The sequence below is a fragment of the Aeromonas sp. HMWF014 genome (genome assembly GCF_963878295.1).
GTDB classification, from domain to species: Bacteria; Pseudomonadota; Gammaproteobacteria; order Enterobacterales; family Aeromonadaceae; genus Aeromonas; species Aeromonas popoffii.
The window spans coordinates 1-13,020 of sequence record NZ_CAWNYS010000114.1 but is presented as its reverse complement, the minus strand read 5'-3'; the positions used below and the strand labels follow the sequence as shown (position 1 = coordinate 13,020).

The window sequence follows — 13,020 nt, the reverse complement described above, 5'->3', positions numbered from 1 at the left end:
GTGTTCGTCGGCGGCGTCGATCACCTCCTGATCGCGCATTGAGCCACCCGGCTGGATGACGCAGGAGATACCGGCGGCCGCGGCGGCGTCTATGCCATCGCGGAACGGGAAGAAGGCATCGGAGGCCATGACGGAGCCCGCCACTGTCAGCCCTTCATCCTCGGCCTTGATGCCGGCGATCTTGGCGGAGTAGACCCGGCTCATCTGGCCAGCGCCGACGCCGATGGTCTGGCCCGCTTTGGCGTAGACAATGGCGTTGGATTTGACGAACTTGGCCACTTTCCAGCAGAACAGCAGGTCGTTCAGTTCGGCCTCGGTTGGCTGGCGCTTGCTGACCACTTTCAGGTCATCCTGCGTCACCATGCCGAGATCCCGCTCCTGCACCAGCAGGCCGCCGTTGACGCGCTTGAGGTCAAAACCTTGCGCCGATGTCGTCCACTGGCCACATTCGAGCAGGCGCACGTTCTGCTTGCTGGCAACGGCGTCACGGGCTGCTTGGCTCACCGTCGGGGCGATGATCACTTCGACAAACTGACGAGCCACGATGGCCGCCGCAGTGGCACCATCCAGCTCGCGGTTGAAGGCGATGATGCCGCCAAAGGCGGAGGTGGGATCGGTCTGGTAGGCGCGATCGTAGGCACTCAGCAGGTCGTCACCGATGGCCACGCCGCAGGGGTTGGCATGCTTGACGATGACGCAGGCCGGTTCACTGAACTCCTTCACGCACTCCAGCGCTGCATCGGTATCGGCGATGTTGTTGTAGGAGAGCGCCTTGCCTTGCAGCTGGGTAGCGCTGGATACAGAACCCGGCGCGGCCTGCTCTTCGGCGTAGAAAGCGGCAGCCTGATGGCTGTTCTCGCCGTAACGCATGTCCTGCTTCTTGATGAACTGGCTGTTGAAGGTGCGCGGGAAGCGGGACTCTTCGTCACCCTCCTTGTTGTCACCGTAGGAAGGAACCATGGTGCCGAAGTAGTTGGCGATCATGCCGTCGTAGGCGGCGGTATGCTCGAAGGCTGCGATGGCAAGGTCAAAACGGGTCGCCAGTTTCAGGCTGTTACCATTGCTATCCATTTCACGAATAACGCGATCGTAGTCGGCAGCCTTGACGACGATGGCGACATCTTTGTGGTTTTTAGCAGCAGAGCGCACCATGGTCGGGCCGCCGATGTCGATGTTCTCGACGGCATCAGCCAGGGTGCAGTCTGCTTTGGCCACAGTGGCGGCAAAGGGGTAGAGGTTGACGACAACCATGTCGATGGGGGAGATAGCGTGCTGGGCCATGATGGCGTCATCCTGATCGCGACGACCGAGAATGCCGCCGTGGACCTTGGGATGCAGGGTCTTGACCCGGCCATCCATCATTTCAGGAAAACCCGTGTAGTCGGAGACCTCGGTCACCGGCAGACCCGCGTCGGCGAGCAACTTGGCGGTGCCGCCGGTGGAGAGCAAGGCCACGCCACGTTCGTTGAGTGCCTTGGCAAATTCCAGGATGCCAGTTTTGTCAGACACACTCAGCAGTGCACGGCGAATGGGTCGAGCTTGTTCCATCACACTATCGTCCTCAGCATAACGGGGACCGTTCCATGGGAGGCGAGGCTCAACACAGAGAGTCCCCAAATAAATGGAAGTGGGGGATTTCGCAAACCACGCTCACCCGGATAGTCGTTCAAAGGCAAACGTGTTTTAAGAAATGCCCGCTTGACGCGACGCTCTCTTGTGGGCGCGTATTCTACACAAAAAATGTGACCTGCGGTGGATTTTTTAACGTGGCGAAGCCTTGTCTGGTGCGGTGTTAAACGTTTTTCGGCGGTTTTTTGTAAAACGTTTGTCTTTTCAGCGTTTTGATGGAAAAAAGTGACGGCAGCCCCTTTGGGTTGTCCGTTCTCTGTCCTTGGCTGGCAATCAATGGGCAAAGGGGCGATAGTGGGTTCCGGTTTTTATTGCAGCGTATATCCAGCGGGAGAGAGAGCATGTATCGGATCGGTGAACTGGCGAAGGCGTGCGGGGTGAAGGCGGATACCCTGCGTTTCTACGAGAAGAACGGCCTCATCTCGCCCGGGATCCGCAACGAGTCTGGTTACCGCCTCTACGGCGATCAGGACAAGCGGCGACTGGAGTTCATCATCCGCGCCAAGTCGGTGGGCTTCTCCCTTGCTGACATAGGTGAGCTGCTCAGCCTCGACACCAACAAGGCCAAGGTTACCTGTCAGGAGGTGAAGGCGGTGGCCGACACCAAGTTGACCCAGGTGGAGCAGAAGATCGTGGAGCTGACCCGCTTTCGCGAAAACCTGCGGGAGCTCTCCAACATCTGCTGTGGCGGCCCGCGCTCGGCGGAGCACTGCGCCATCCTGGAAGTGCTCGAATCCGGCGCCCCCGCCCAGCATGAGCATCATGCCCACGTCCATGAATAAACCCAATGACCCAAAAGCGCTTGCTGGTTGCGAACAGTAAAATAACGCAGTATCAGCCGCTTGCTCGCAGAGATAAATATCATGATGACAAGACCCAGGATCACCGTCTTCTTGGCGCTTTCCCTTGATGGTTTCATCGCGGGGGAGGCCAACTCACTCGACTGGCTGACGCCTTATTCTTCCGATCCACCCGATGACACCGGGTTCAATGCGCTGATGGAACACAGCGATACGCTGCTGATGGGGCGCAATACCTATGATGCCGTCATGGGGTTCGGCGTCTGGCCCTATGAAGGATTGAGAGTCAGGGTGATGACACACAACCCTGTCGAGCCCCGCTATCAGGAGCAATTTGTCAGTGGTGAATTGAGGCAGGTACTGGCCGAGCTTTGGGATGAAGGGGCCCGTCATGTTTATCTGGATGGCGGCAATCTGGTACGCCAGGCTTTGCAGGCTGACCTGGTCGATACGCTGACGCTGTCCAGAGTTCCTGTGCTGCTTGGTAAAGGCATCCCGCTATTCGGGGCTGATATCCCGGTAAGTCATTGGCATCCAGCTCAGGTGAAGACGCTGCCAAGCGGGATTGTTCAGGTGAGCTATCAGCGAGAGCAAGGTCTCTGAACCCTGTTGCCATTGTGACGGTGGCGATTTGGTGACAAAATCGCTGCGTTTTTGACCTGGCTCACAAGGCCGGGTCGCAGGCATCCAGCCAAGAACAGAGAGAAGATAAGGAGCCACTATGGCCAAGAGAAGGGTTGATGAGCCCGTCATCGTGCAGGATATCGCTGCCCAGGCAGGCTATGCCCACAGGCGCGGGGAGATAAAGGATAACCATCTGCAGGCCCTGCTCACGGATCCGCTGTTTCGCAGCCGGGTCGAGCAAAACAAGAAGGGCAAGGGGAGTTACCAGCGCAAGGCCAAATATGGCAAGCGGTGGGAGCCCGGCCAACAGCAGATGGGATGCGTCTGCTGCTGAGCGGGTTTCTGCCGTAAGGCATGACTGACACAATGAGGGCGCCATGGGCGCCCTCATTGTCTTGGCGGTGAAGCCAAACCTTGCGATACCCCGTCGGCTTACTCGTCCATAAAGAGTTCGAGCAGCACATTCAGGTAGCGGTGGCCGAGGGAGGTGAGCTGCCAGCTGTCACCGAGATCCTCGATCAACTCCTTGGTCTGGGCAACCGCGAGCATTGTCTCCACCCGCTCCAGCCCCAAGCCGGTGTAAGCCTCGAACTCTGCCTTGGGGACCGGCTCGAATAATCTGAACCGGTTCATGAAGTACTCCAGCGGTAATTCGTCCTCGGTCACCTGCCACTGGTTGTCCAGGTAGGATCGGGCGGGATCCAGATAGCCTTTCGGGTGCTTCACCTTGGCGCTGCGTAGTATCTGGCCGCTGACGAGATCCGTCATCTTGCCGTGGGCGCCGCAACCTATCCCGAGATAGTCGCCGAAACGCCAGTAGTTGAGGTTGTGGCGGCACTGATAGCCCGCTTTGGCATAGGCCGAGATCTCGTACTGCTGATAGCCCCGGGCGGTGAGCATGGCGTGGCCCTGCTCATAGATGTCCCACAGGGTATCATCCTCCGGCAGCCGTGGCGGCTTGGAGGCAAAGGCCGTATTCGGCTCTATGGTGAGCTGATACCAGGACAGATGCGGCGGCGCGCAGTCGATGGCCTGCTGCAGATCATAGAGGGCGTCGTCCAGGCTCTGATCCGGCAGGCCGTGCATCAGGTCCAGGTTGAAGGTGGGCAGCGCGATGGCGTGGGCCAGCGCTGCGGCCTTGCGCGCCTCTTCGGGGCCGTGGATGCGACCGAGCCGGGCCAATTTTTCTTGCTGGAAGCTCTGCACCCCGATGGAGATGCGGTTGATGCCCGCCCGCTGGAAGCCGGCGAACTTGTCCGCCTCCACAGTGCCCGGGTTGGCCTCCATGGTGATTTCGCAATCCGGGGTCAGGGCGATGCGGGCGCGCACCCCGTCCAGCAGGGTTTGCATGGCCTCCACACTCAATAAACTGGGTGTCCCCCCACCGATAAAGATGGAGGAGAGAGGACGTCCCTGGGCCCACTTCAGATCCTGATCCAGATCCTCCAGCAGGGCGGCCACATATTCGAGGTGAGGCAGCTCCCCTTTCTGGGCGTGGGAGTTGAAGTCGCAGTAGGGGCACTTCTGGACGCACCAGGGCACATGGATATAGAGGGAGAGGGGCGGCAGTTGCAGCATGGGGCTTCCAATAATCAAACATAAAAACGGGGGCTGACGGGCCCCCATTGTAGATGAAATGCGTGGCGGCGTATCAGTGGGTGGCTGCCAGGGCCGCTTTCAACTTGGCCAGCGCCTGACCGCGATGGCTGAGCTGGTTTTTCAGCTCGCTCGGCATCTGGGCCGAGGTGCAGTCATGGTCGGGGACGAAGAACACGGGATCATAGCCAAAGCCGTGCTGACCAAGGGGTTCGTCGATGATCATCCCCTCCCAGCTCGCCTGGCAGATGATGGGGGTAGGATCGTCAGCGTGACGCATGTAGACCAGCACGCACCAGAAGCGGGCGCTCTTGAGGTAATCGGGGGCGCCTTTGAGCTCGGCCAGCAGCTTGTCGATATTGTCCTTGTCGCTGGCATGCTCGCCGGCGAAGCGGGCTGAGTAGACGCCGGGGCGTCCGTGCAGCAGATCCACCTCCAGGCCCGAGTCGTCTGCGACGGCGGGAAGGCCTGTGATGCGGGCGGCGTGGCGAGCCTTGATGATGGCATTCTCGACGAAGGTGGTGCCTGTCTCTTCGGCATCCGGCACAGCAAACTCGCTCTGTGGGATCACCTGGATCTTCATATCGGCCAGCATGGTGGCCAATTCCTTCACCTTTTTCTGGTTACCTGTTGCCAGGACAAGCTTGTTCATCGAGCACCTCCGCAAAAATAATCTGCGCATTCTATGCGGGGCACGCTGTGAGTAAAAGCGCCAATTGCCCTCAATACGGCCCTGGCTGGTCACGACTGTGACCCTGGTTGAGGTGCGAATAACATGCATGTTTCCGTATAGGAATAACCAAAGTGATTAAATACCATTTCAATTCATTACTGTGAGTCAGTAGACTCGCGCCCCAATCGATTTTCCCTTACGGCTTGAGGTGACTGATGCCATTGATTCTTCTGCTTGTCCTACTGGTGCTGTTCAGTCCACTGGCCATCGATATCTACCTGCCCGCCATCCCGCAGATGGCCGAGCAGCTGGGTGCCGAAGTGACGTTGATGCAGGGCACCATCACCTGGTTCCTGTTCAGCATGGGACTGGGTCAGCTGCTGGTCGGGCCGCTCGCCGACCGTTATGGCCGCAAGCCCATCGCCCTGGGCGGCGTGCTGCTCTATGGCTTGAGTGCGCTGGCGGCCGGTTTTGCCGCCAGCCTGGGTGAGCTGATGCTGGCGCGGGTGCTGCAAGGCTTCGGAGCCTGTGCCACCTCGGTCGCTGCTTTCTCTGTGGTGCGTGACAGTTATGGCCCCAAGAAGAGTGGCCAGATGATCTCCTATCTGAACGGCGCCATCTGCTTCATTCCTGCGCTGGCGCCACTGCTCGGTGGTTGGCTCACCGCCAAGGCGGGTTGGTCTGCCAACTTCTGGTTTATGGCCGGTTATGCCGCCGTCGTAGGCTGCTGGCTGTTGTGGCGCATGCCTGAGACCCGTCCGGACGAGACCAGCAGCAGCGGTCCGCTCATCAGCTGGTCCCGCTACAGCCCTGTGCTGCGCTCCCCGACTTTTCTGTTCAACGCCAGCCTCTGCATGCTGGCGATGGCGGTGATCCTGGCCTATGTCACGGCGGCGCCGGTGCAGCTGATGGTGAAGTTGGGGTTGGACATGAGCGGTTTCAGCTACTGGTTCACTGCCAACGCGGCGCTGAACATACTGGCCTGCTTCCTGGCGCCACGCGTCATCGCCAGAGTGGGGCCGAGACGGACGCTGCGCATCGGCCTGCTGGTGATCACCTTGTCGGCCATCGCACTGACTCTGGTGCAGCATGTCGAGCATCCGCTGGCCATGATGGGGCCCGTGTTCTTCTCCAGCATCGGCTTTGCCATGGTGCTGGGGGCGGCCGCCGGCATGGCGCTGGCACCGTTCGGTCACTGCGCCGGTACGGCGGCGGCACTGCTCGGTCTGTTCCAGATGAGCGGCTCAGGCGCCCTGGTGGGGATCACCGGTTGGTTGATGCCGGATCCGCTGAACCAGCTGGCGCTGCATATGTGGCTGTTGTTACCGCCCCTGTTGCTGCTGTTGACCCGTCCGGGCCGGCGCTTGTGTTTACAATAAATCCTGTGCTCTGATGGGCACACTCAGGGGGCCATGGCCCCCTTCTCTTTTTGCAGGCGGCACCTCGCCTGACGCTCATGACAGACCCGTGGAGAAAACCGGATGAGCCAGACTCTCAACGCCGCCCTGGTGGGCTATGGCTTCGCAGGCCAGACCTTTCACGCCCCCTTCCTGACCACTACCCCGGGGCTCTCCCTCGGCTGGGTGGTGAGCCGGGATGCCGCCAAGGTTGAGGCGGATTTGCTCGGTTGCCGAGTCGGTTCGCTGGCAGAGGTGCTGGCCGATCCTTCGGTGGATCTGGTGGTGATCGCCACGCCGAATGATACCCATGCCCCCATAGCCCGCCAGGCGCTGCTGGCCGGCAAGCACGTGGTGATCGACAAGCCGTTTGCACTGGATCTGGCCGAGGCAAAGGCACTGGTGGAGCTGGCCGGGAAGCAGCGGCGGCTGCTCAGCATCTTCCACAATCGGCGCTGGGACGGGGACTTCCTCACGGTGCGCCGTCTGCTGGCAGAAGGTGCTCTGGGGCAGGTCGCTCAGTTTGAATCCCATTTCGACCGATATCGCCCACAAGTGCGCCAGCGTTGGCGCGAAGCGGGCGGCCCCGGCTCCGGACTCTGGTTCGATCTCGGCCCCCACATCCTGGATCAGGCGCTGACACTGTTTGGCCAACCGGACTGGCTACAGGCGGATTTGGCGCGGCAGCGCCCAGGTGCCCTGACGGATGACTATTTCCACGTGGTGCTGGGCTATGGTGAACGGTATGGCGAGATGCGAGTGGTACTGCACGGCAGCTGTCTGGTCTCGGCCACCATGCCCCGTTTCGTCATCCACGGCAGTGAAGGGTCGTTTATCAAGTTCGGCATGGATGTGCAGGAAGATCAGCTCAAGCTCGGCAAGCGACCACCGGCGGCAGACTGGGGGGTTGATAGCGAACCCGGTCAGCTCAGTCGTATTCGGGATGGTCAGTTCCAGCAGCAGACAGTGGTCGGTGAGGCGGGAAATTACGGCGCTTACTACAGTGGCGTCTGCGCCGCGATCAAGGGGGAAGGGGAGAATCCGGTTCCGGCCAGCGAGGCATTGGCAGTGATGGCGCTGCTGGATCTGGCCCGAGACAGCCACCAGCAAGGAAAACGGTTGGCTTGTCAGAATTTGTCTGACTGAGAGGGGCATCTCGTCTCTCACCCGAATGACGAGAATCGCTGTTTATCGCCAGTAATCACGCCGGTTGCGGTTGTTTATTATACGGTTTGGGTTAATGGTGGGTGTTGTGTACCAATGCTTGTCGTTGTAGCAGTTCTTTTCATCCAGCCAACGAGAAAATATCATTGTGATACTCGTTTCCATTGGGGGCGTATGGGGATATATTTCGCGCGCCTCTTGGCTCCCGGTCTATGGGTTTCTAACCGGGTGAACGGACGCACTGTGATGGTTGAACGAACCATCTCTCCATATTTTTTGAGGGTATGCACATGAACAAAGTACTGGTAGCCGGTATCCTGGGCCTGATGTTGACCGCTTGTGGTCAGAAAGAAGAAGCCGCCGCTCCGGCAGCGACTCCGGCCGCCGACGTTGCTGCAACTGTTGAGCAAGCCGCTAGCGAAGCCACCTCTACTGTAGAGAAGGTTGCTACCGAAGCGACTGCAACCGTCGAGAAAGCTGTCTCCAAGGCTGAAGCCGCAGTGAGCGATGCCGAGGCTAATTAAGCCTGCACCTCTTCTGAAGACGGGTCCGGAGCCAAGCTCCGGACCCGTTTTTTTATGCCTGACGGGCAACTCGCCTGCTGTTGGTGAGCCACTTCTTGCCTAGATCGCCGGGTTGATCCGTGCGGTGAGCACATGATCCTCCCAGCGGCCGTTGATCATCAGATAGTCCCGGGCCAGGCCCTCTCGCTCGAAGCCGAGGCGCTCTAGCAGGGCACCGCTGCGCAGATTGGTTGGCATATAACTGGCCATGACCCGGTGCAGGCCGTGCTCCCGAAACAGGTACTCAATCCCGGCCTCGATCACCTCCTGCATCAGGCCCTGGCCTTCATGGGCCTGATCGATGGCATAACCAAGATGGCAGGCCTTGAACATGCCCATGAGTATGTGGGTGAAGTTGCAGGTGGCGATCACCTGCTCGCCCAGGGGGTCGAGCGCCACCAGATGAACGGCGCTGCCGTTGAAGAACTGACCATAGCTGTCGCGCAGGCGGCCATGCCAGTGGCTCAGGGTATAGAAACCCTCGTCCCGGCTGGGTTCCCAGGGGGTGAGGTGAGCGCGATTGCGCAGATAGAAATCCAGCATCAGGTCGGCCCGCTCGGGCGGCAATACAGTGAGCCGGGTACGGGCCGTGCGGAGGTGCGGTAGTGCCATCAAGGTTCCCTCTGTGGATTCATAAGCAGGGTGTCGACCGCCGGGCTGCCTCGGCCATCAGTGATCGCGTTGCCTTAGCCACTCATCGCGCAGCAGGCTGTAGTGGACGTGGTCCACCACACGATCCTCCAGTCGTTCGGCCCGTCGGCTGATCCCCTCCGGCTGCATGCCTAGTCGCTCGCACACCGCCCGGCTGGGCTCGTTTTCCACCGCCGTGCTGATCTCAACCTTCTCCATCCCCATCTCTTCGAAGGCGTGATGGATCAGGGCCTGACAGGCGCGGGTGATGATGCCGTTGCCCTGCCAGCGTTCCGCCAGCCAGTAGCCAATGGTGACCTTGGCCAGCGCCTGATCGATCTGGTTGTAGCCGATGACACCGACGATCTCGCCCTGATACTCGATGACGGTGGTCAATCCCTCGCCGCGGGCAAACTTCTCGATGGCGTGGCGGATGAAGGTGGCGCTGTCGGCCGGCTGCTGTATGTAGGGAGGCCAGGGCAGCCATTGGGTCAGGTAGTCGCGGTTCTCCCGGCACAGGCCAAAGAGTTCGCTTGCCATGTCGGGCTGCAAGAACAGCAGCGCCAACTCATCGTCCAGTTGCCATGAAAACATCCTTACCTCTCTGCCGTGTCTTGGCCCTGTGTGGGCCGCCAAACAGCCAATGTAGCCAATCAACCCCTTGTGCGCCAAGGGCTTTTACTCTCTCACCTGCGTTCGCTATCCCCATATGGTGGGGCCTGTGTTGGGGGCCGTGTGGGCCTGGTTATTCTCAGGCCTTTTCAAGCGTCATTCACTGCTTTTTGTTCTGTTTGCACTACCTAACATATGAAACCGCAGATCCTGCTACCGGTTCGTGCTGCGCTGTCATATATGACAGGCAGCTGTTTTTAGCGTGCTAACTAGTGTAGGAGCGTTGGGTAAGAGACCCGGCGTGCAATCTTCATCGACCTAAGGAAAGACGAGATGAACAAAGTTTATTTGGCCGTGGTATTGGCCTGCTGGGGAAGCGCAGCCTTGGCTGCAGAACAGGTTGACGTACATCAGGTGGCGGGCATTCAGGGAGCACCAAGCGGCGCCGCAGGTGTGAGTGCGCTGGTTGGGGATGGAGAGTTTCGTCAAGTGCGGGCGGTCAAGCTGCCCAATGGCCAGCAGCGGGTTCGCTATGAGCAGACCTGGAATGGTATCCCGGTCTGGGGCCAGGTGCTGGTGGCTGAGCTGTCCCTCGGGGGTCAGATAAGCCAGGTCTCCGGCCAGATCCTGCGTCAGATCGATGCCGACCTGACCAGCCCGACTGCTGCCCTGTCACCGGCCGATGCCGCTGGCAAGGCCCGTGCCGGGGCGAAGGGCAGCAACGAGCGAGTCAAGCTGTTCGTGATGCAGGATGAGGCCGGGCAGGCCCGTCTGGTCTATCTGGTCTCATGGCTGACGGCAAGCGAGCAGCCGAGCCGTCCCTTCGTGGTGATCGATGCCCAGAACGGTACCGAGCTCAAGCGCTGGGAGGGGATCAACCACAAGGACTCCACAGGCCCGGGTGGCAACGTCAAGACCGGCAAATACTTCTACGGCTCCGACTTCGGCCCCCTGCTGGTGGATGACACCTGCCGCATGACCAGCCCGAACGTGGATACGGTCAACATGAATCACGCCACCACGGGTGGTGCCGTGCACCAGTTCACCTGCCCGGAGAACACGGTCAAGGAGATTAACGGTGCCTACTCGCCGCTCAACGATGCCCACTACTTTGGCAATGTGGTGTTCGACATGTACCGCAACTGGTACAACACGGCGCCGCTCAGCTTCAAGCTGAAGATGCGGGTGCACTACAGCCGCAACTACGAGAATGCCTTCTGGGACGGCAGCCAGATGACGTTTGGCGACGGTGCCACCACCTTCTACCCGTTGGTGAGCCTGGACGTGGCCGCCCACGAGGTGAGTCACGGTTTTACCGAACAGAACTCGGGCCTGGTCTACTCGGACCAATCGGGCGGCATCAACGAGGCCTTCTCCGACATGGCGGGGGAAGCGGCCGAGTACTACATGAAGGGCAGTAACGACTGGATGGTCGGGGCCCAGATCTTCAAGGGCAATGGCTCGCTGCGCTACTTCGAGGATCCGACCCGTGACGGCAGCTCAATCGGTCATGCCAGCGACTACTACGATGGCATTGATGTGCACCATAGCTCGGGTGTCTACAACCGTGCCTTCTACCTGCTGGCCAATACCAGTGGCTGGAACACCCGCAAGGCCTTTGAAGTATTCGTGCTGGCCAACCGCCTCTACTGGGGAGCCAATACCACCTACGATCAGGGCGCCTGTGGCGTGACCAGGGCGGCTACCGATCTGGGCTACAGCCTGCCTGACGTGGCGGCGGCCTTTACTACGGTCGGTGTCAATGCCTCCTGCGGCACCACACCGCCACCGAGCAGCAGTGTGCTGCAAAACGGGGTCCCCGTGACCGGGCTCTCCGCTACCAAGGGTGGCAAGGTGAACTTCACTATCGACGTACCGGCCGGCAAGAGCCAGCTGGTGGTTGCCAGCAGTGGCGGCACAGGTGATGCGGATCTCTATGTGAAGTTCGGGGCGCTGCCGACCGGCACCAGCTATGATTGCCGCCCATACAAGAATGGCAACACCGAGACCTGCACTCTGAATTCGCCCAAGGCGGGTACCTGGTATGTGCAGCTGAGCGGTTTCAGCGCCTTTTCCGGGGTGACCCTCAAGGCAACCTACTGATCCCTGGTTGATGTGACCTAGCGTTTGGCGCCGGACTTGTCCGGCGCTTTTTTATGCGGATTTACCCGACCAGCGTCGGGCCAGGGTGCGGGCGGCTTCCAGCACCCGCTCCTTGGCGGGGTTGGGTCGTTTGCCGCTGCGCCAGGCCATCATGACATCCCAGTGATCCTGCGGCAGATCCACCACATCCAGCTGGATCAGGCGGCCAACCTCCAGGTCACGGCTGATGGCGAGTGCCGGCATCAGGGTGATGAAGCCGTGCTCCAGCGCCAACTCCCGCGCCGCACTGGCGGGCTGGATGGCATGCAGCGGGCTTGCCACCTGGCGTAGCAGTCGCAGTTGCAGGATCAATTCGTCGCAGCCTGTGCCCCACTGCTGGGGAGCCAGCCGCTCGTTGGCTATGTCTTGCAGGGTCAGGCCCCGCTGCCCCGCCAGCGGGTGGGTGGCGCAGGCTACCGCTATGATGGGGGAGCGGCAGAGCAACTCGAGCTGGATGCCAGCGATGGCCGGACACTTGAGGATGAAGCCGACGTCTGTTTCACCGGTCAGCAGCTCTTGCATTATGATGCCGGAGTGATCCGTATTGCAGCGGATCTCGAATGCTTCATCCACCAGCGCCAGCAGCAGGGGGCCAAACACCACAGTGGTCAGTGAAGGGAGGCAGGAGAGCTTGATGCGGGGCAGGGCTGGCGCACCTTGCATCGCCAGGCGTCCCCCTTCCAGTGCAGTGAGCGCGGCGGCTGCCGCAGGCAGAAATTGTTCGCAGGCCGGGGTCGGGGTAGCGCCGCGTCTGTGGCGGCGAAACAGGGGTTGTCCCAGCGCCTGTTCCAGCACGGCGATTCGCTGACTGACCATGGGTTGGGACCAGCCGCGAATGGCCGCCGCCTTGCTGAAGCTGCCGCGATTGACCACATCCAGTAGTAATTGCAAGTCATCCAGAGTCATAGCCATAACGTAATCCAATATGAAATATAGCCAGTTGTCGGCTACCACTATATCTGGCGCCCTTCCAGAATAGCAGTCTCAATCGTCATGCATTGGCATATTGCCATGTCGAGTCAGGGGGTTACAGTCACCCTTGACCCGATTTGGCGACGGCGTCATCCGGGCGATGAGACGAGCGAGTTGGATGTCATTAGCAAAGCAGGGGTCAGGCAATCATGGTGGAGCGGGCGAGGCGGTTGGGGCGGTGGTTTTTGGCGTTGGATTCCCTCTTGGTGATCCTGGGG

General features: G+C 60.3%; 13 protein-coding genes. 7 read left to right on the top strand and 6 right to left on the bottom strand.

What is annotated here, in order from left to right; all coding sequences use genetic code 11:
• Positions 1–1,548: bifunctional phosphoribosylaminoimidazolecarboxamide formyltransferase/IMP cyclohydrolase (purH, locus tag AAC083_RS04495; RefSeq protein WP_108535941.1), on the bottom strand; the 1,548-nt coding region annotated here is incomplete at its 3' end.
• 422 nt (positions 1,549–1,970) lie between these two features.
• On the opposite strand from purH, the gene zntR reads away from it, so the two are divergent.
• The 3 genes from zntR to AAC083_RS04480 all read left to right on the top strand — a co-directional run bounded on the left by zntR (position 1,971) and on the right by AAC083_RS04480 (position 3,387).
• The gene (gene zntR / locus AAC083_RS04490; protein ID WP_108535940.1) at positions 1,971–2,411 is read left to right on the top strand and encodes a Zn(2+)-responsive transcriptional regulator; all 441 of its coding nucleotides are present in this window, start codon (positions 1,971–1,973) and stop codon (positions 2,409–2,411) included.
• 81 nt (positions 2,412–2,492) lie between these two features.
• Positions 2,493–3,032: a dihydrofolate reductase family protein gene (locus AAC083_RS04485; RefSeq protein ID WP_108535939.1), complete on the top strand. Its 540-nt coding sequence runs from the start codon at positions 2,493–2,495 to the stop codon at positions 3,030–3,032.
• A gap of 118 nt (positions 3,033–3,150) precedes the next feature.
• Positions 3,151–3,387 carry an alternative ribosome-rescue factor A gene (locus AAC083_RS04480; protein ID WP_042033731.1) on the top strand — a complete coding sequence of 79 codons (237 nt, stop codon included), beginning with the start codon at positions 3,151–3,153 and terminating at the stop codon, positions 3,385–3,387.
• A gap of 98 nt (positions 3,388–3,485) precedes the next feature.
• Here the strand turns inward: AAC083_RS04480 and hemW are convergent, their stop codons facing one another.
• A complete protein-coding gene (gene hemW / locus AAC083_RS04475) occupies positions 3,486–4,631 on the bottom strand; it encodes a radical SAM family heme chaperone HemW (protein ID WP_108535938.1) in 1,146 nt (381 codons plus the stop codon).
• A gap of 73 nt (positions 4,632–4,704) precedes the next feature.
• The gene (locus AAC083_RS04470; RefSeq protein ID WP_108535937.1) at positions 4,705–5,301 is read right to left on the bottom strand and encodes an XTP/dITP diphosphatase; all 597 of its coding nucleotides are present in this window, start codon (positions 5,299–5,301) and stop codon (positions 4,705–4,707) included.
• A gap of 236 nt (positions 5,302–5,537) precedes the next feature.
• Between AAC083_RS04470 and AAC083_RS04465 the strand changes: the two genes are divergently transcribed.
• From AAC083_RS04465 to AAC083_RS04455, 3 genes are all read left to right on the top strand, one after another.
• The gene (locus tag AAC083_RS04465) at positions 5,538–6,701 is read left to right on the top strand and encodes a multidrug effflux MFS transporter (protein WP_181364642.1); all 1,164 of its coding nucleotides are present in this window, start codon (positions 5,538–5,540) and stop codon (positions 6,699–6,701) included.
• A 102-nt stretch (positions 6,702–6,803) separates the two neighbouring features.
• Positions 6,804–7,865 carry an oxidoreductase gene (locus AAC083_RS04460; protein ID WP_108535936.1) on the top strand — a complete coding sequence of 354 codons (1,062 nt, stop codon included), beginning with the start codon at positions 6,804–6,806 and terminating at the stop codon, positions 7,863–7,865.
• 308 nt (positions 7,866–8,173) lie between these two features.
• On the top strand, positions 8,174–8,407 hold the full coding sequence (locus tag AAC083_RS04455; RefSeq protein WP_108535935.1) for a hypothetical protein: 234 nt from the start codon (positions 8,174–8,176) through the stop codon (positions 8,405–8,407).
• Positions 8,408–8,506: 99 nt separating this feature from the next.
• On the opposite strand, the gene AAC083_RS04450 is transcribed toward AAC083_RS04455, so the two are convergent.
• Both AAC083_RS04450 and AAC083_RS04445 read right to left on the bottom strand, forming a co-directional pair.
• Positions 8,507–9,058 (bottom strand): GNAT family N-acetyltransferase, encoded by a 552-nt coding sequence (locus tag AAC083_RS04450; protein ID WP_042033725.1) that lies wholly within the window; start codon positions 9,056–9,058, stop codon positions 8,507–8,509.
• Positions 9,059–9,115: 57 nt separating this feature from the next.
• Positions 9,116–9,670 carry a GNAT family N-acetyltransferase gene (locus tag AAC083_RS04445; protein WP_108535934.1) on the bottom strand — a complete coding sequence of 185 codons (555 nt, stop codon included), beginning with the start codon at positions 9,668–9,670 and terminating at the stop codon, positions 9,116–9,118.
• Between the two features lie 351 nt (positions 9,671–10,021).
• On the opposite strand from AAC083_RS04445, the gene AAC083_RS04440 reads away from it, so the two are divergent.
• Positions 10,022–11,791: a M4 family metallopeptidase gene (locus tag AAC083_RS04440; protein ID WP_108535933.1), complete on the top strand. Its 1,770-nt coding sequence runs from the start codon at positions 10,022–10,024 to the stop codon at positions 11,789–11,791.
• 51 nt (positions 11,792–11,842) lie between these two features.
• Here AAC083_RS04440 and AAC083_RS04435 read toward each other — a convergent pair whose 3' ends face one another.
• The gene (locus AAC083_RS04435; protein ID WP_042033722.1) at positions 11,843–12,742 is read right to left on the bottom strand and encodes a LysR family transcriptional regulator; all 900 of its coding nucleotides are present in this window, start codon (positions 12,740–12,742) and stop codon (positions 11,843–11,845) included.
• Between the last annotated feature and the right edge of the window lie 278 nt (positions 12,743–13,020).

Coding starts and splice junctions, on each gene's coding strand:
- hemW (WP_108535938.1), bottom strand. CDS start 4,631: ATGCTGCAACTGCCGCCCCTCTCCCTCTATATCCATGTGCCCTGGTGC.
- zntR (WP_108535940.1), top strand. CDS start 1,971: ATGTATCGGATCGGTGAACTGGCGAAGGCGTGCGGGGTGAAGGCGGAT.
- AAC083_RS04465 (WP_181364642.1), top strand. CDS start 5,538: ATGCCATTGATTCTTCTGCTTGTCCTACTGGTGCTGTTCAGTCCACTG.
- AAC083_RS04450 (WP_042033725.1), bottom strand. CDS start 9,058: ATGGCACTACCGCACCTCCGCACGGCCCGTACCCGGCTCACTGTATTG.
- AAC083_RS04460 (WP_108535936.1), top strand. CDS start 6,804: ATGAGCCAGACTCTCAACGCCGCCCTGGTGGGCTATGGCTTCGCAGGC.
- AAC083_RS04440 (WP_108535933.1), top strand. CDS start 10,022: ATGAACAAAGTTTATTTGGCCGTGGTATTGGCCTGCTGGGGAAGCGCA.
- AAC083_RS04470 (WP_108535937.1), bottom strand. CDS start 5,301: ATGAACAAGCTTGTCCTGGCAACAGGTAACCAGAAAAAGGTGAAGGAA.
- AAC083_RS04455 (WP_108535935.1), top strand. CDS start 8,174: ATGAACAAAGTACTGGTAGCCGGTATCCTGGGCCTGATGTTGACCGCT.
- AAC083_RS04445 (WP_108535934.1), bottom strand. CDS start 9,670: ATGTTTTCATGGCAACTGGACGATGAGTTGGCGCTGCTGTTCTTGCAG.
- AAC083_RS04435 (WP_042033722.1), bottom strand. CDS start 12,742: ATGGCTATGACTCTGGATGACTTGCAATTACTACTGGATGTGGTCAAT.
- AAC083_RS04485 (WP_108535939.1), top strand. CDS start 2,493: ATGATGACAAGACCCAGGATCACCGTCTTCTTGGCGCTTTCCCTTGAT.
- AAC083_RS04480 (WP_042033731.1), top strand. CDS start 3,151: ATGGCCAAGAGAAGGGTTGATGAGCCCGTCATCGTGCAGGATATCGCT.